Below are 17,784 nucleotides of genomic sequence, written 5' to 3' on the forward strand. Positions count from 1 at the left end.
TTCTTCAATAAAAGAATTGGTTGCGGGAGCTGGATTTGAACCAACGACCTTCGGGTTATGAGCCCGACGAGCTACCAAACTGCTCCATCCCGCGACATATTAATTGATATTTCGATTCTTCAATAAAAGAATTGGTTGCGATAGCCGGATTACTTTTATAAAAGCAGGGCAACGACCTTCGCCTTGTTCTTATAAAGAGTTGAGTCCGAGTAGCTTTTACACTGCTCCATCCCGCGTCCGTATAACGCTTAAATGATAACATTTTAATTCAGTCATCAAGAACTTGTTGCGAGAGCTGGATTACTTTTATAAAAGCATGGCAACGACCTTCGCCTTGTTCTTATAAAGAGTTGAGTCCGAGTAGCTTTTATACTGCTCCATCCCGCGACTGTTTACTACTAATAACTGTTTTAATTCTGTTATAAAAGAATTGGTTGCGGGAGCTGGATTTGAACCAACGACCTTCGGGTTATGAGCCCGACGAGCTACCAAACTGCTCCATCCCGCGTCCGTATAACGCTTAAGTGATAACATTTTAATTCAGTCATCAAGAACTTGTTGCGATAGCCGGATTACTTTCTATAAGAACTTGGCAACGACCTTCGCCTTGCTTTTATAAAGAGTTGAGTCCGAGTAGCTTTTACTCTGCCCCATTCCGCATTCGCTTACTGTGTCCGTTTGGCTGTTGCCTTGGAACGAGCGCTATAATACGGGATACAGTTATGGTTGCAAGTAAAAAAGCGTTTTTTATGGTTAAGTGTAGATTTGATGTGCAACTTGCTCTTTTATACGACATATATGATGAGGATCCTCTTGAACCCTCATCAAATTCGTTGAATTACCGCGCTACTTAGCGGCGCTATCGGTGAGAATTTGCTTTAATTTACCTGATTTTTGAATGTACCTTAACCTGAGTGCAAATAACACTGCCGCGCTGGTCAAGCCGGCGATCAACCCAATCCAAAAACCGTGAGCCCCCATAGAAGGTACGATTAAATCGGTTCTGGCAAGTACATAACCTAATACCATTCCGATAGCCCAATATGAAACGAGAGTAATATAAAGAGCACTACGCGTGTCTTTATAGCCTCGTAGTGCACCTGCAGCGACAACCTGTACCGAATCTGACAGCTGATAAAGTGCGGCTAAAAACATTAGGCTGCCAGCTAAAGCCACCACCTCAGGATTATCATTATACAGATATGCAATTTCAGTTCTGAACAAGACCGTAACGATTGCCGTAATAATTGCCAGTGTGAATGAGAGGCTGAGTCCAACTTTCGTTATGAGCTTAGATATATGAGCCTTATCTTGGCCCAGGTAATAACCGACACGAATAGATACTGCGATACCAATAGATAGCGGTAACATGAATACAATTGACGAGAAATTAAGTGCAATTTGATGTCCGGCAACTACATTGGCACCAAGTGGCGCAAGTAGCAATGCGATAACTGCAAACAGGCTTACCTCGAAAAATAGTGCCATCGCAATTGGAAACCCATGCTTGGTCATATCCCACATCGTTTTCCAATCTGGTTTGTGGAAAGATTTGAACGGTGCTAATTCTGCAAACTTTTTATGAAATTGCATATAAATAATCATGGCAATGAACATTGCCCAAAAAACCAATGCCGTTGCGACACCACATCCAGCTCCGCCCATTGCCGGCATTCCGAAGTGACCATAAATAAAGATGTAGTTAGCGGGAATATTCACAGCCAATCCAACAAACCCTATAACCATAGTAGGTAAAGTATAAGAGATCCCTTCACTGCAACCTCTGAGCACCTGATAAAGCACGAAAGCCGGCACTCCCCAAGCGAACCCATTAAGGTAACCGGTACTCAATCTGGCGAGTTCCGGTTCTAATTCCATCATGGTAAAGATATTTTGTGCAAAAGTGAGAAACACGATCACACCTATACTGCCTATTATGGCAATATATCCAGCCTGATGAGCGAGTGGTTGAATCGCTTTCTGGTTATTTGCGCCATGCTGGTGAGCAAAAACCGGAGTAAATGCCATCAACAGGCCTTGTACAAATAGCAGTGCAGGAAGCCACAGACTGGTTCCGACGGCAACGGCCGCCATATCTACCGCGCTGACACGGCCAGCCATTACGGTATCGATGAAGCCCATCATGGTTTGTGTGACCTGGGCGATAAGAACAGGTAGTGCAAGTTGCACTAAACGTTTGGCTTGAAAGCCGAATTGATTCATGAAAACTGCCTTTAATGCAAATGAGAGAAATTATGTTTACAGGTATAGTTCAAGCCACGTGCGAAGTGGTTGCGATAAATAAGAAAGATGGCTTAAATACGCTTGAGATCGCTATGGAACCCGAGTTACGTGAGGGGCTCATAACAGGCGCGAGTGTTGCGAACAACGGTGTCTGTTTAACGGTTACACGAATTGAAGATGATAGGGTGTTTTTCGATGTAATGGAAGAGACTTTGAGTGTGACCAACCTCTCAAATTTAACTCTTGGTTCGAAGGTGAATATAGAGCGCTCTTTAACCTTCGGCAGTGAAATTGGCGGTCATATTTTATCGGGCCATGTACATACCCAGGCTCGTATACTCGAAGTGAGTAATACCGATAGTCATTATGATATAAAACTGGGGGTTGACTCCAAATGGATGAACTACATTCTCTATAAAGGATTCGTCGGCGTTAATGGTTGCAGTTTAACTGTTGGTGAAGTAACCGATAGTAGTTTCATGTTGCACCTGATCCCTGAAACACTAAAACTAACTAACCTGGACCAGGCTAAGGTCGGGGAGCCCTTGAACATCGAGATAGATAGTCAAACTCAGGCTATTGTCGACACCGTTGAGCGTGTACTCGCCAAACGTGCAATGTAGAAGACATATTTGCGATGAATGCATAATTGCTTAATGTTTTAACTGGTTAGCGCAGTTTCAGAAATACCAAAACTCGCCAGACATTAGGAGTGTTTTGGTATTTTGGTATTTTGGCTGCCAGTTTCAGTGTTGAATGACTTTGAAAGAGAGCACTTCTCCCTCACTCATTAGCCTAACTTAGCCTAACTTAGCCTGGAAAAAGACAACCAAAAATCTTAGTAGAACTACTTTATTATACTAATAGGCGTATGCCTATTTACCCCAGGGATTTTTAGGATCTTGCGACGGTGCAGGTCGATTATCATTCGAACGACGATTCTGAGCATAAGAATCTTGTGCTCTTGGCTTATCACTGCCGTAACGTGGTCGACCGCCCTTATTCTGTTTCATCGCTTCATAATCTGCGGTAGCCTTAGCTCGCATCTCAGCAATAAGTTCAATAGTTAACTCTTGAGGTTTGCGGGGCACAATACCATCTTCAAAACCACGTTCACGTGGCTTAAGCTCAAACTGAGCGGCACTGCCTTTAGGCATACGCTTAAAACGATAGAGATAGAAAGCTTCTACACGTTCCCTCGCCCACTCGGTCTTTTTCAGAAACTTAAGGCAGGCAGCCATGTTTGGATTGGTGTTAAAACACTCTAAACGCAATGCCGCGTATAAAATCTTCCAATCGTAAAAATCGACTAACTCAGTGACCATGGTCTCGAGGTTTAGACCGTGTAATGGGTTGTTCTGTTGCTGTTCAATCATGGGACGTCCAAATACTGCAGGTAATGTCTATAAAAAATGTCAGCATTCACCGGGTGAATAACTGGACCACCGAAATCATGTGGTCTGATCTATGATGTTATAATAACAATAAATCCTGGTATTCACCCACTCAAAAATTAAAATTCTGCCCGTTATTATTATCTTCCTGCAAGATAACTGCGTTTAGCTGTGGTCATTACTCGACATACAGCTAGCTATATCTGTATAATCCGCGGCTGTTTTACCCACGTAAACGCACTTCCTATTTGGGCAGGCTTTGTTTTTGCGAAGTTCCAAATACTTAACTTTTCAGGATACTCAATTGATTTCTACCGCAAACATCACCATGCAGTTTGGCCCCGAGCCATTGTTTGAAAATATTTCCGCAAAATTTGGTAACGGTAACCGTTATGGTTTAATCGGCGCAAACGGCTGTGGAAAATCAACCTTCATGAAGATCCTCAGCGGTGAACTCGCTCCGACATCGGGTAATGTTTCAATTACACCCGGTCAAAAAGTCGGTACCTTGAGTCAGGATCAATTTGCCTTTGAAGAGTACAGCGTGATTGACGCCGTTATTCAGGGTGATGCCAAGTTATGGGAAGTAAAGCAAGAGCGTGAACGCATCTATTCTCTGCCAGAGATGAGTGAAGCAGATGGCATGAAGGTTGGTGAGCTTGAAAGCGAATTTGCCGAAATGGACGGCTACAGCGCCGAAAGTCGTGCGGGTGAGATTTTACTCGAAGCCGGTATCGATGAAGAGTTTCATTTTGGCCTGATGAGCCAGGTCGCACCAGGCTGGAAGCTGCGAGTTTTACTGGCACAGGCACTATTCTCAAACCCTGATATCCTGCTGCTCGATGAGCCTACCAACAACCTGGACATTCATACCATTAACTGGTTGGCCGGTGAGCTAAACAAGCGTAAGTGCACCATGATCATCATCTCCCACGACAGACACTTCTTAAACACTGTTTGTACGCATATGGCAGATATTGATTACGGTGAATTACGGATCTACCCGGGTAACTATGAGTACTTTATGGAAGCCGCAGCGTTAATCCAAGAGCAGCTACTCGCCGGTAATGCGAAGAAGAGTGCCGAGATGAACGAACTACAAGACTTCGTTAACCGCTTCGGTGCCAACGCATCTAAAGCGAAACAAGCCAGTTCTCGTGCCAAGAAACTCGAAAAAATCTCCCTCGATGAAGTTAAGTCATCGAGCCGCATGACGCCATCACTTAGATTCGATGATGGTAAGAAAATGCATCGCCAGGCGTTGGTATTGGAAGACGTAGGTCATGGCTTCGATGGCGAAATCTTATTCGAAGGTGGTGAGCTTATTCTCGAGGCCGGTGCAAAACTTGCTGTTATCGGTGAGAACGGTGTCGGCAAATCAACTTTCCTGCGCTGTTTGGTGAATGAGTTACAAAACAACCAAGGTGTGATCAAGTGGTCTGAAAATGCATCAATCGGCTATTGTCCACAGGACAGCAGCAAAGATTTTGACAACGATCTGAACCTATTCGACTGGATGTCACAGTGGCGCACTCCTAAGCATAACGACTTAATGGTCCGTGGTATGTTAGGCCGCCTCTTGTTCACAGAAGATGACGCCAACAAGAAAGTCAAAAACTGCTCGGGTGGTGAGAAGAACCGTCTGTTATTCGGCAAGTTAATGATGATGGACATCAACGTACTGGTGATGGATGAGCCAACTAACCACATGGACATGGAAGCGATTGAAGCGTTAAACAACGCGCTGAAAACGTACCAGGGTACGCTTATCTTCGTCAGCCACGACCGTGAGTTTGTTTCATCGCTGGCTACGCGTATTATTGATGTGAAGGATAAGCAACTGGTCAACTTCCAGGGTACCTTCAATGAGTACATGGCAAGCCAGCAAGAGATGAATGCGAGAAAAATGGCCTAACTGAACAGTAGCCATACCTTGATCTGATCCGCTACAAAGATAACATCTAAGTAAGCTGTCATCATCTGTTCCATAGAGTACAGATGAATGACAGCTTTTCTATTTTAGCTGTTTGTACTTATCGCTTACCTTTCCTTGAGGCTCAGTGTGTTCCTCCCAGTAACAGAGAACAATGTAACTCACATCTTATAGCACATCGGCCGGAACACGCACCCAACCTTCCATCAGCACGCGTGCACTGCGGCTCATCACCGCTTTATTCACTTTCCACTCACCATCGACAAGGCTGGCCTGCGCGCCAACTCTCAAGGTTCCCGAAGGGTGGCCAAAATGAATACTTTCTCTCTCGACATTACCCGCTGCCAGGCTCACCAGTGTGCCGGGGATCGCTGCCGCAGTGCCGATGGCAACGGCGGCTGTACCCATCATGGCATGGTGTAGTTTGCCCATAGAAAGCGCACGTACGTTTAAATCGATATCGGCTTTGTTGACTGATTTTCCGCTGGATGAGGTGTAATCAACTGGCTCGGCTACGATCGCCACTTTTGGCGTATGCTGCCGCCCTGCCGCTTCATCGATATGTTTTATCAAACCCATCTTCACAGCGCCGTGTGCTCGTATGCTTTCAAACATGGCAAGCGCTTTCTCGTCGCCATTGATAGCCTCTTGCAACTCGGCCCCTGTGTAGCCTAAATCCTTTGCATTAACGAATACCGTTGGAATACCGGCATTGATCATGGTGGCATTAAGCACGCCACCGGCAACCACATCGGTTGGCAGGACGAGATCGTCGACCAAGTTACCGGTTGGGAACATAGCACCTTCGCCATCGGCGGGATCCATAAACTCGACTTGAACTTCTGCAGCAGGGAATGTCACACCATCGAGTTCGAAACCACCGGTTTCCTGTACTTCACCATTGGTGATTGGGACATGGGCAATAATGGTTTTACCTATGTTCTTCTGCCAAATTCTCACGACTGCGATACCATTATGAGGAATGCGGCTGGCATCGACTAAACCGCTGATAATGGCAAACGAGCCAACTGCGGCAGACAGGTTTCCGCAATTTCCGCTCCAATCAACAAATGGCTTATCGATAGCCACCTGACCGAACAGGTAGTCAACATCGTGATCGGCCATCGTGCTTTTCGCTACGATAACGGTTTTACTGGTACTTGAGGTCGCGCCGCCCATTCCATCGGTCTGTTTTCCGTATGGGTCGGGACTACCAATCACCCGCAGCAGCAATGCATCCCGGGCTTGGCCGGCTATTTGTGCTTGCTCGGGCAGATCGGTTAAATTAAAAAATACACCTTTACTGGTGCCGCCGCGCATATAGGTCGCAGGCACCTTGAGTTGAGGTAGATGCTTTTGAGGTAGTTCGTTTTGAGGTAGATGAACCTTTTTACTTGTCATAGGAGGTTACCGTTAACATTTTAATCGGGTATGGATCAAAGAGGATTAACAGACGCCGGATTTAACGTGTAAATCAAATCCGGCGTCTCACTCTGCTATCAAACAGCAGGTGTTATGCTACAGAGGACGCTAAGAAATCCTGAGCGAAACGCTGCAAAATGCCGCCGGCTTCATAGATAGACACCTCTTCGGCAGTATCTAAGCGGCACTTAACCGCTATCTCTACACGCTCACCGTTTTTACGCGTCATCACCACAGTTAACGCCGCCCCAGGTGTGCGTTCACCAAACACATCATAGGTTTCAGTACCATCTATCTGATAGGTATGACGATTATCACCATTAGTGAACTCAAGCGGCAAGACGCCCATGCCCACTAAGTTAGTGCGGTGAATTCGCTCAAAACCTTCTGCAACGATAACTTCTACTCCGGCAAGACGAACGCCTTTAGCTGCCCAGTCACGGCTTGAGCCTTGACCGTAATCCGCACCGGCGATGATGATCAGCGGCTGCTTGCGCTCCATGTAGGTCTCAATCGCTTCCCACATGCGTGACTCCTGGCCCTCCGGCTCTATACGTGCAAACGAGCCCTGCTTAACCTCAACGTCACCATTCTTACCAAGATGTGTCACCATCTCATTGAACAGCTTAGGATTCGCAAAAGTTGCACGCTGCGCCGTCAGGTGATCACCGCGATGGGTTGCATAGGAGTTAAAGTCCACTTCCGGTAAACCCATTTTATCCAGATAGGCACCGGCGGCGCTGTCCAGCATAATGGCATTCGAGGGTGACAAATGATCGGTGGTGATATTATCGCCAAGAACCGCCAGTGGACGCATCCCCTTCATACTGCGCTCACCCGCCAGTGCGCCTTCCCAATAAGGTGGGCGGCGAATATAGGTACTCTGTGGGCGCCAATTGTATTGAGGGTCGTTGTCTGTGCCGTATTCAACTTTAATGTCGAACATAGGTTCATAGACTTTACGGAACTGCTCCGGCTTAACGCTCTGCGCAATAACCGCATCGATCTCTTCATCGGATGGCCACAGATCTTTGAGTTTAATCTCATTGCCTTCGCTATCGATACCCAGGCTGTCGTTCTCGATATCGAAACGAATGGTTCCCGCTATCGCATAGGCAACCACTAGTGGCGGTGATGCCAGAAATGCCTGCTTTGCATAGGGGTGAATACGGCCGTCGAAATTTCGGTTACCGGAAAGTACGGCTGTAGCATATAGATCACGGTCGATCACTTCCTGCTGAATGACCGGATCTAACGCACCGCTCATGCCGTTACATGTTGTGCAGGCAAAACCGACGATACCGAAACCGAGTGCTTCCAGCTCCGGTAGTAAGTTCGCGTCTTCAAGATATAGCTGCACCGCTTTGGAGCCCGGAGCGAGTGAGGTTTTAACCCAAGGCTTACGGGTCAAGCCTTTAGCATTAGCATTACGAGCCAGCAGGCCTGCAGCAATCACATTGCGTGGATTAGAGGTGTTAGTACAACTGGTGATGGCAGCGATAATACAGGCGCCATCGGGCATTAAACCCTCTTCATTCTCTACAACACCACTAATGCCTTTTTCGGCAAGATCAGTCGTGGATACACGGCGATGTGGGTTCGATGGTCCGGCAATATTACGGCCTACACTTGACAGGTCAAAGCGCAGAACACGTTCATATTCGGCATCTTTAAGGCTATCGGCCCATAATCCGCTCTGCTTCGCGTAGGTTTCGACCAGCTTAACCTGTTGGTCATCGCGACCCGTCAGTTTCAGATAATCAATGGTCTTGTCGTCGATATAGAACATGGCGGCAGTGGCGCCAAACTCTGGTGTCATGTTAGAGATCGTTGCGCGATCGCCCAGGGTTAGATTGGCAGCGCCTTCACCGAAGAACTCAAGGTAGGTAGAAACCACTTTCTCATTTCGCAGAAATTCAGTGATAGCCAACACTATGTCGGTCGCCGTTATGCCGCTCTGGCGCTTACCCACCAGCTCAACGCCGACGATATCCGGCAGACGCATGTAAGATGGGCGTCCCAACATCACGCTTTCAGCTTCTAATCCACCGACACCGATTGCGATAACACCTAATGCATCAACGTGGGGCGTATGGCTATCGGTACCGACTAAGGTATCGGGGAAAGCGACGCCGTCGCGGGATTGCACCACAGGCGACATCTTTTCAAGGTTAATCTGATGCATGATGCCGTTACCCGGCTGGATAACATCAATATTTTTAAACGCCGTTTTAGTCCAGTTGATGAAATGGAATCTGTCTTCATTTCGTCTATCTTCGATGGCGCGGTTTTTCTCGAAGGCATCTTTATCAAAACCCGCATGCTCGACGGCCAGTGAGTGATCGACAATGAGCTGAGTCGGTACTACCGGGTTAACCTTGGACGGATCGCCACCTTTATCGGCAATCGCATCTCGAAGACCTGCCAGGTCAACCAGAGCCGTTTGGCCTAAAATATCGTGGCAAACCACACGTGCAGGATACCAGGGGAAGTCGAGATCTCGTTTACGTTCGATGATCTGCTTAAGCGATTCGGTCAGTGCTTGTGGATCACAGCGTCGAACCAGATTCTCTGCATAGACACGAGAGCTATATGGTAGTGTTTTATAAGCACCGGGGCTGATGTCGTCAACAGCAGCCTCTGTATCGAAATAGTCTAGATCGGTACCCGGTAAGGCTTTGCGGTATGTCGTATTCATAACTTGTTCCACTTCTTTAACGCAAGGTCTTAGGTCCGAAGAGCGGGCTCTTCGGACCTGAGTGCTTATCTTTCACTGATAGGAGTAACGGTTCTTGGCTCTGAACCTGTGTAGTCGGCGCTGGGTCGAATAATACGGTTGTTAGAGCGCTGCTCCATCACATGAGCGGCCCAACCCGTTAGTCGTGAACAGACGAATATTGGCGTAAACAACTTAGTCGGAATGCCCATAAAGTGATAAGCCGATGCATGGAAGAAGTCTGCATTACAAAACAACTTCTTGGTGTCCCACATGAACTCTTCACAGGCGACTGAGATATCGTAGAGTGACGTATCACCAAACTCGTTTGCCAGCTTTTCAGACCAACCCTTAATGATCACATTACGCGGGTCGGATGTACGATAGATAGCATGACCAAAGCCCATGATCTTCTCTTTACGCTCCAACATACCGGCCATCTGGGTCTTAGCATCTTGTGGCGAGCTGAACTTTTGGATCATGTCCATCGCCGCTTCGTTCGCGCCGCCATGTAGTGGACCACGTAAGGTGCCGATAGCCCCGGTAATACATGAGAACATATCTGATAAGGTCGATGCACATACGCGTGCGGTAAAGGTCGATGCGTTGAACTCATGCTCGGCATATAGAATTAGCGATACATCCATCACGCGGCGATGCTGCTCTGATGGTGCCTTACCGTTAAGCAGGTGCAGGAAGTGCCCGCCGATTGAGTCTTCCTGGGTGACACAATCGATCTCAACGCCATCGTGAGAATACTTATACCAGTAACACATGATGGCAGGAAACGCGGCTAACAAGCGATTTGCCGCTCTGCTTTGCTCACTGAAATCATTCTCAGGCTCAAGGTTGCCCAAAAATGAGCAACCTGTACGCATCACATCCATCGGGTGTGCATCGGCCGGGATCCTTTGCAGAACCTCTTTAAGGGCCTGAGGCAGATCGCGATGAGCGAATAACTCTGTCTTATAGTGATCCAGCTGAGTCTGATTTGGCAGCTCACCGTTAAACAGTAGATAAGCCACCTCTTCGAATGTCGCATTATCTGCCAAGTCTGAAACATCATAACCACAGTAGGTCAGACCTGAACCTGACTTTCCGACTGTACAAAGAGCTGTTTCGCCTGCGCTTTGACCACGAAGGCCTGCACCACTGAGTTTCTTATCTACCATAACGTGTTCCTTTTATTATTTATCTGCTCTTATGTGTTAATTTTTGTGCTGGTATAAATATCAGTCCTGATTATTACCTATGGTGGTATTTACCAGGCGAGTCACAACACATAAGTTGTAGGGTGTTAACTAATATATTGCTACTTCTATTACAGGTTTTTACCTTCGGCAAACAGACTATCCAGCTTCTGTTCGTATTCGTGATATCCGAGGTAGTTGTAGAGATCCATGCGGGTTTGCATCGAATCGACCACAGCTTTTTGATCGCCATTGTCGAGTATAGAGGTGTATACCATCTCGGCCGCTTTATTCATGGCTCTAAAGGCGCTCAATGGATACAGCACCATAGCAGCGCCCCACTCTCCTAGCTGGTCCTTGTTCCAGAGCTCTGTTTGCCCAAACTCCGTGATGTTGGCAAGAATCGGCACATCAAGCGCGTCGGAGAATGCACGATAGTGCTCCTCTGTTTTAACCGCTTCGGCAAAGATACCGTCGGCGCCGGCCGCGACATACGCTTTAGCGCGTTCAATCGCGGATTCCAGCCCCTCTTGAGCGAATGAATCGGTACGAGCCATGATGAAGAAGTCGGGATCGGTACGTGCATCTACTGCCGCTTTAATACGGTCAACCATCTCTGCCGTTGAAACGATCTCTTTATTCGGACGATGACCACAACGTTTCTGTGCCACCTGATCTTCCATATGCACCGCCGCAGCGCCTGCTTTTTCCATATCACGAACGGTTTTGGCAATATTAAACGCCCCACCCCAACCGGTATCGATATCGACAAGCAACGGGAGATCGCAAGCCGAGGTTATACGTTGCACATCAACAATCACATCGTTGAGTGATGTCATTCCCAGATCCGGCAGACCATAGGAGGCATTAGCAACACCGCCGCCAGAAAGGTAGATAGCCTGGTGGCCAATTTGCTTTGCCATCATTGCCGAGTAGGCATTGATGGTGCCTACTATTTGCAATGGTTTATTGTCAGCCAAAGCTTGACGGAACTTCTTACCTGCACTCATGTATGTTCTCCCTTTAGAGCTCGTTGCTAAATCGGTTTAAATTTACTTAACTGCTAATTAACTGCTTCTAATTTCTTTTCGACATTATTCTTCGAATACAAGATGTGACGACGCATCAGCATCTCGGCAAGTTCTTCATCCCGGTTGCATATGGCTTGAACTATGTTCTTATGCTCATCAAATGCTGTCGTTATTCTGGGTCCCGTCATTCCAAGCTGAACACGATACATACGCACCAGATGATAAATGCCGTCTATTAACATGGATATGAGGTGCTTATTCTTACTGCCCAGGATGATTCGGTAATGAAAATCGACATCACCGGCTTCCTGATAATAGGACTCGCCGGTTTTGACCTTTTGAAAATGGGTATTCAATAGCACATTCAGATCGCCAATCTCCTGATCGGTCATATTTTTTGCAGCTAACCTCGCAGCCATCCCCTCTAATGACTCACGCACCTGATAGAGCTCGACTAAGCCTTCCGGAGTTAAGGTCACCACTCTGGCACCGACATTTGCCTTACGTTCGACCAGGTTGCAAGACTCGAGGCGATTGATGGCTTCACGAATAACTGCCCGACTCACGGCATATTTTGTCGACAACTCAGTCTCACTAAGCTTAGAGCCGGATGCTACCTCTCCCTCAACAATATCTTTTCGCAGCTGAAAAAATGTTTTATCGGCCGCTGTAACAGGCTGTTCGTTGAAAAAGGTCATATATTTACATATTCATTACAAATGAGATTGTCGACAATATAACCTTAGATGACGACGTTGGTCAATAATAAACCGGTACATTGTCGACAAAAAGACTCGACTAATCGTCCCTAGTCAGGGCAATTAATCACCTAGTCGGTGTAAGAATCTGAAGGAAGTATCAATAAAACAGAAAGTTAGATAAGGAGGAGGACGTCAGAACCGAGTAACAGGTCTTAATACTGCCTGATCGGGTTACCTGACTAGAGGATAAGGTGTCTTAAGACAAGCAAAGTTTGAGCATTTTGTAAGCCACATTTGAACAAAAACTTGGTTACTTGTCCGATAACAAGTTTCAAATATCTTTTGGATGATTCATCTGACGGTATCGGTATTTGTATGGCTTATGGAATGGTATAGTTTTTTTGGAGTTAATTGCTCGCAGCATGTGCCATATATGGATATATCAATGTCGTGATCACATGGATGTGAAAGAACGACCTTATGTGTAAACACTTCAGTGACACGCTGTAACTCTTTAAAAATAAAATGGTCCCTATACGCTCTGCGACATCAAATTCCGTCCCTGTTTAAAAGCCAGTTCGATATCCTTATCTCTCGCTCAAAGAGTTTCACACAGTGAAACTTTACCCTGATGCCGAAGGTCACAGCCGCGTTTACACCTGAGTGTTTATCTCTTCGACTTTAGGTGGCGGGTACTCTGTAACTCATTTGTGGACATAACCTTCTTAGAGCAATTCACCTAATACTACCAGTTGGGATGAGAAAAAGTATGTTATATAGGGCTCAGGGGGCTTACCTAGCCGTATTAGAATAACGCCTCCCAATTCTTACATTTTGCAGACATCTCAAACTATACATATGTATAATCATACAAATAATTGACCGTGATTTCGAGACAACTGCATGCCCTCCTCTTCTGCTCAAAAAGCAATACAACGAATGAAGCTCGAGTCTGCCATGGACTTGCATCGTCACCTGTGCCAAAAAACCAGTACACCTGTGATGGAGTTTCATGGTAAAACGCGCAAATCAATTGAGAAAGAAAACGAGCGCTTAGCGGCTCAACTTGGCACGACCGCGAAAGACGCAAGGGACATTCAAATGGGGAGAGCGCCAGCATCACTTCCTATCGAGACTCTTAACGGCACGAATGGCTACGTCTACTTGGTTCGCTCAAGCAGTCATGCAAAAGATATCTACAAAATTGGTGCAACTAATAAAACCATGCAGGAGCGACTAAAAGGGCTAAATAACACCAGCACTATCACTCCCTTCCGCGTGCAAGAAGCATTCTTTGTCGAAAGCGATCCATTCGAGCTAGAACGTCGCATTCACGCCGAACTCGCTAAGTATCGCGTCAACAAGCAGCGCGAATTCTTTAAGTATCCAAAGTCCAAAATCCTGGATGTAATAAAAACTGTTTGTGAGGGAGGTTACACCTCTAGAGAGCAATTTAAGCAAGCAAGAGAAGAATCACTCGCCTTACATAAAGAGAAACAGCGATTTGAGGCAGAACGATTACGACCATGGAGTGAAGCAAAGTCGCGCTACAGTACCGCTATCCACCAATTTGATTACATCCATAACAACCCAAAGCCACGTCCGGATTACGATCCGCTGTATAACTATACGAGCAACGATCCTGCATACACTTACGAAGCGGAAATCAGTTTGCTAGACCAGTTAACAGCACAACTAAAAGCAGACTATAAAATCGAGCACGCTGAATACGTAAAGAGAAATCGCCGTGAACGCACAAAATTTAACACCATTGTTGGAGCGGTAGTGCTCTTTGTTATTGGTCTGGTGATAGTGCGCTAAATAAAATCATAGAGTGCTCAAGAAAACCGGGAGCTTCCGACCTTCGGATTGATACTATTTATTAATAAAAAAGACTTGAAGCAAAACCTTTTTACGATCTCTAGCAACCTTCTGATTGCTCTACCGATTGTCTTTTGAGTTTAGCCATCTCTTCGGCTAATTATTTTTCCCGCTTGCAGGTTCCCGAGTTTTTACTCTAAGCAGGAATGGGGCAGAAATTTGCTAGAACCTAAAGTTCATGACCTGATTTAAGTATTGGTCTGCTTACACTATATTATTATCTAGAAGTATCGGCAGTATTTAATATTAACTAACGTGTCTACCAAGGTGACAACATGCCTCTACCACCGCTCTATAAGTATCTCAATGTCATGGGTGCTAAGTTAACCTTACAAAACCAGTGCTTTAGACATGCGAAGCCTTCCACGTATAACGATACAGAAGACTTAACAATTAGAGGTGTATTCGATGGTGAGCTAGAGGATGCCTGGGAGTGCTTGCCAGAAGTTCTCTCTGATAATCTAGATAAAGTGCTGACATGCGGATTCCCTATGCGTGATCAAGTTACGGCAATGCAACATGCTATAAGAACGCGGCCTGATTTGGTTAAGGTACTGCAAGGCGCAGCACATAGGCAGGATGAAGAACGTTATAAGGAGATTGTTGAGCGGCACATAGAAGACATCAACGTTTTAATGCAAGATTATCGCGTACTTTGCGTAACCCCAAAGAAGAACCTAGAGTACATGTGGAGTGATTATGCGGAAGAGCATAAGGGAGTGATGATTAGAATTACTCCGTTTATTGAAAAGGGCTCTAAGTTCCAATTATTCAAGCCAGTATCATACGTCGAGCACAGGCCTGTTTTGTATCCGTCTGCCAAAGACTTTGTTGAAGAAGCGCTATTCGGAGACAAAGAGGCATTGACTAGAGATAAGGTCGAGAGAATCATCTACACTAAAACGCTAGAATGGGAGCAGGAAGCAGAGTATCGATTGGCTATTGCACTCAGAGCTGGAGAGGAACCTTGGGAGACATTGCCTTATCATCCAGAAGAGATAACCGAGCTACACTTAGGCCTTGAGATTGAACCAGAAGTACGAGATGAACTGTTAAGTTTAGCAGAAGGGATAAACCCTGATGTTCTAGTCTACCAGGTAAAACGTATTGAAAACGGAAAGCTAGTGTCAGAAAGGGTTCGGCCTGAGTGATAGTTCTATATGTGCAGAGAGTAATTGGCTAATGTTCTCAGAGATAAATTGCAAATTAATGTATTAAATCTCCACCGAACCAATAGATACACCATAACTACGTACCGTAATATTTTCTGCTACATAGGTGTTCAAAATTGAGGTATGGCGAAATGTGTTGCACAAACACGTTTCGGGGTAAAAGCTGCTTAGGGCGGTCACTCTAAACCGTACCTGGACAGAAATGGTTTAGAGTTAAAACTCAGGAAGTGTCATTAGTGGAAGTATAGCAATCAGATATGCGGTAACGCCCAATTAAGTAGTGAGCAACGCACCAGCCTACCTAAACCATTGTGCCGTAAACACGAAAGCTAACTCAAACCGGAAAGTGCCAAGCGTTGCGAATCTACTTAAATGATTGCTAGGCTAATTTTTCGATAAGATAGCCTTTAGAGCTTTATCAAGTACACAACTAAGCAATAGATGCGCATGATAAAGATAGGTGTAGTCAATCGTCACTCTATCCCCAATTTCGAACCGTGCTTGTTCACCACTAGCCTCAAGATAAATTTTGTTACATACACCATCTGTGTGTACCAACAAATTACGTGTCGCTTTCATTTCAGCTAAAAGCAGCAAATCAGAATCTGATATTACTTTATAAGACAGGTATTTATTAATTTGTTTTATCCATTTGTGAATACTCCCGTAAGCTACTTTATTCAGTTCATTATGAATAATCTCGGTGATTAGATTTTCATAGCTACCGGCTGACAAAACTGCTCCTGTGCTTAAGTTACGCTCCTGACTCAACAGCGTTAAATTTGACTTCAAATATATTGATAACATGTCAAACAAGGCAGCTTCGAATATATTAAATTGAGCTTGGAAAACTAGTTCCAAATAGGTCGAAGATAGAACATCGTCGAGATATTCAAATAGCTCGTCAGTTGTTCTGGTTACCAATGACGTTGAAGAAGTAACCTCTGTACCACTAACTATTGATCGCCCTTCTCGTACATTACCAGAAAACTCCTCGACAGCATGTGTTAAAAAACTAACAGAATCGATAACCTCTTGCATTTTCCCCAGAGCAGATTCATATCTCTTTTCTACGTCCAACTTTGTTGTTTCCTCTTTTTAGCCTAAGGCTCTGTTAAGATGTGAGCAACGCATGGTAAAATGGCACGCGTTGCAAATCGCTCTTAAGCAATTTGTTAGTTGCGTACTAAATTTTGTAATCGGAAACTTCCAAGTTCCAAGTGCCTTCTTTATGACGAACTAATTGAACATTGACACCGTTTAATTGCCATTCTTTTCTGGTTTTAGTGTAAAAATCTTGTTCTACACCTAAGCGAGTAACGTTGCTATAACTAGCACAGCCTAAATATGCTTCGACAATTGACTCTTTCGGTATTGATAAACAATACAATGGACGCCCCATTACTGTTACTTGATTCCACTTTCCCGCTTCATTTGCAAACTGACTCGCTGAATATCGAGAGATTTTGTTGCCCTTGACATTTTTAACAACACGCACCTCCTCTTCGTAACCCCATGCTAATCCCTTCATTAGAAAAGCATTTTTAAATAAATCATACTCATGATGTCTAAAACTTCTATATTCGTCACCTACACTCATTAATGATTCAATACTGGAGGTTGGTAATGTATTTTGAGGCATCGTTAAGGTGTAAACTATTTCACCGAATTGAGCAGGAATAACACATGAGCTCTCATCAAGTAGGTTTGCTTTTTTCATATCAATGCCAATAACGACACCTCGATGATCATCTCCGTAATGAGACCACATTAACGAATTTAGTGGATTGCGAGTAAGAGAAAGAACTCCGTAATTACGGCTTAAACGATTACGATGAGGGTTTTTCTGTAGGCTTCTAATCAAGGCATCGGACTCTTCAAAACAAATAGCAGTGCCTTCAAATGGATCGTTGAGATCTTCTAAGCAAGAAAAGCCTATTGAACTATTATCCATAACTGAACATGCTGACTTAAACGACATGTATTTGTAGAGAATCATGACTTTCCTATTTCCTCGAAGCTACTTACGCTACTTATACGGCTGCGAGCCGTTTTTCATTCCGCTATAATGCCGTCTTTCATTTAACTCTTCAATTGATA

Annotated in this window: 13 protein-coding genes and 2 tRNA genes; 4 read left to right on the forward strand and 11 right to left on the reverse strand. The window is 45.2% G+C overall.

What is annotated here, in order from left to right; genetic code table 11:
• Nucleotides 1-17: 17 nt before the first annotated feature.
• From EKG39_RS07880 to EKG39_RS07890, 3 genes are all read right to left on the reverse strand, one after another.
• Nucleotides 18-94, reverse strand: a tRNA-Met gene (locus tag EKG39_RS07880).
• A gap of 337 nt (nt 95-431) precedes the next feature.
• Nucleotides 432-508 (reverse strand) — tRNA-Met (locus EKG39_RS07885).
• Between the two features lie 338 nt (nt 509-846).
• Entirely contained in the window at nt 847-2,223 is a 1,377-nt protein-coding gene (locus tag EKG39_RS07890) for an MATE family efflux transporter (RefSeq protein WP_126505170.1), read from the reverse strand.
• Nucleotides 2,224-2,255: 32 nt separating this feature from the next.
• Here EKG39_RS07890 and EKG39_RS07895 point away from each other — a divergent pair, with 32 nt between their 5' ends.
• Complete coding sequence (locus EKG39_RS07895) at nt 2,256-2,867, forward strand: riboflavin synthase subunit alpha (RefSeq protein WP_126505171.1); 612 nt, start codon at nt 2,256-2,258, stop codon at nt 2,865-2,867.
• Nucleotides 2,868-3,119: 252 nt separating this feature from the next.
• Here EKG39_RS07895 and EKG39_RS07900 read toward each other — a convergent pair whose 3' ends face one another.
• Entirely contained in the window at nt 3,120-3,620 is a 501-nt protein-coding gene (locus EKG39_RS07900; RefSeq protein WP_126505172.1) for a VF530 family protein, read from the reverse strand.
• Nucleotides 3,621-3,942: 322 nt separating this feature from the next.
• Between EKG39_RS07900 and EKG39_RS07905 the strand changes: the two genes are divergently transcribed.
• The gene (locus tag EKG39_RS07905; RefSeq protein WP_126505173.1) at nt 3,943-5,553 is read left to right on the forward strand and encodes an ABC-F family ATPase; all 1,611 of its coding nucleotides are present in this window, start codon (nt 3,943-3,945) and stop codon (nt 5,551-5,553) included.
• A gap of 186 nt (nt 5,554-5,739) precedes the next feature.
• On the opposite strand, the gene prpF is transcribed toward EKG39_RS07905, so the two are convergent.
• The 5 genes from prpF to EKG39_RS07930 all read right to left on the reverse strand — a co-directional run bounded on the left by prpF (nt 5,740) and on the right by EKG39_RS07930 (nt 12,628).
• A complete protein-coding gene (prpF, locus tag EKG39_RS07910) occupies nt 5,740-6,972 on the reverse strand; it encodes a 2-methylaconitate cis-trans isomerase PrpF (RefSeq protein WP_126505174.1) in 1,233 nt (410 codons plus the stop codon).
• A 112-nt stretch (nt 6,973-7,084) separates the two neighbouring features.
• On the reverse strand, nt 7,085-9,691 hold the full coding sequence (gene acnD, locus EKG39_RS07915; RefSeq protein ID WP_185817550.1) for a Fe/S-dependent 2-methylisocitrate dehydratase AcnD: 2,607 nt from the start codon (nt 9,689-9,691) through the stop codon (nt 7,085-7,087).
• A gap of 65 nt (nt 9,692-9,756) precedes the next feature.
• Complete coding sequence (prpC, locus tag EKG39_RS07920) at nt 9,757-10,881, reverse strand: bifunctional 2-methylcitrate synthase/citrate synthase (RefSeq protein ID WP_126505176.1); 1,125 nt, start codon at nt 10,879-10,881, stop codon at nt 9,757-9,759.
• A gap of 149 nt (nt 10,882-11,030) precedes the next feature.
• Complete coding sequence (gene prpB, locus EKG39_RS07925) at nt 11,031-11,909, reverse strand: methylisocitrate lyase (RefSeq protein WP_126505177.1); 879 nt, start codon at nt 11,907-11,909, stop codon at nt 11,031-11,033.
• Between the two features lie 53 nt (nt 11,910-11,962).
• Nucleotides 11,963-12,628: a GntR family transcriptional regulator gene (locus EKG39_RS07930; protein ID WP_126505178.1), complete on the reverse strand. Its 666-nt coding sequence runs from the start codon at nt 12,626-12,628 to the stop codon at nt 11,963-11,965.
• Nucleotides 12,629-13,588: 960 nt separating this feature from the next.
• Here EKG39_RS07930 and EKG39_RS07935 point away from each other — a divergent pair.
• Together EKG39_RS07935 and EKG39_RS07940 are read left to right on the forward strand one after the other, a co-directional pair.
• Complete coding sequence (locus EKG39_RS07935) at nt 13,589-14,452, forward strand: GIY-YIG nuclease family protein (protein ID WP_185817551.1); 864 nt, start codon at nt 13,589-13,591, stop codon at nt 14,450-14,452.
• A 335-nt stretch (nt 14,453-14,787) separates the two neighbouring features.
• Entirely contained in the window at nt 14,788-15,663 is an 876-nt protein-coding gene (locus EKG39_RS07940) for a DUF2971 domain-containing protein (RefSeq protein WP_126505180.1), read from the forward strand.
• A gap of 405 nt (nt 15,664-16,068) precedes the next feature.
• On the opposite strand, the gene EKG39_RS07945 is transcribed toward EKG39_RS07940, so the two are convergent.
• Both EKG39_RS07945 and EKG39_RS07950 read right to left on the reverse strand, forming a co-directional pair.
• Complete coding sequence (locus tag EKG39_RS07945) at nt 16,069-16,764, reverse strand: hypothetical protein (protein ID WP_126505181.1); 696 nt, start codon at nt 16,762-16,764, stop codon at nt 16,069-16,071.
• Between the two features lie 106 nt (nt 16,765-16,870).
• Nucleotides 16,871-17,683, reverse strand: a complete 813-nt coding sequence (locus EKG39_RS07950) for a DUF2971 domain-containing protein (protein WP_126505182.1) — start codon at nt 17,681-17,683, stop codon at nt 16,871-16,873.
• Nucleotides 17,684-17,784 lie beyond the last annotated feature (101 nt).

This window comes from Shewanella atlantica, from assembly GCF_003966265.1.
Taxonomy (GTDB): domain Bacteria; phylum Pseudomonadota; class Gammaproteobacteria; order Enterobacterales; family Shewanellaceae; genus Shewanella; species Shewanella atlantica.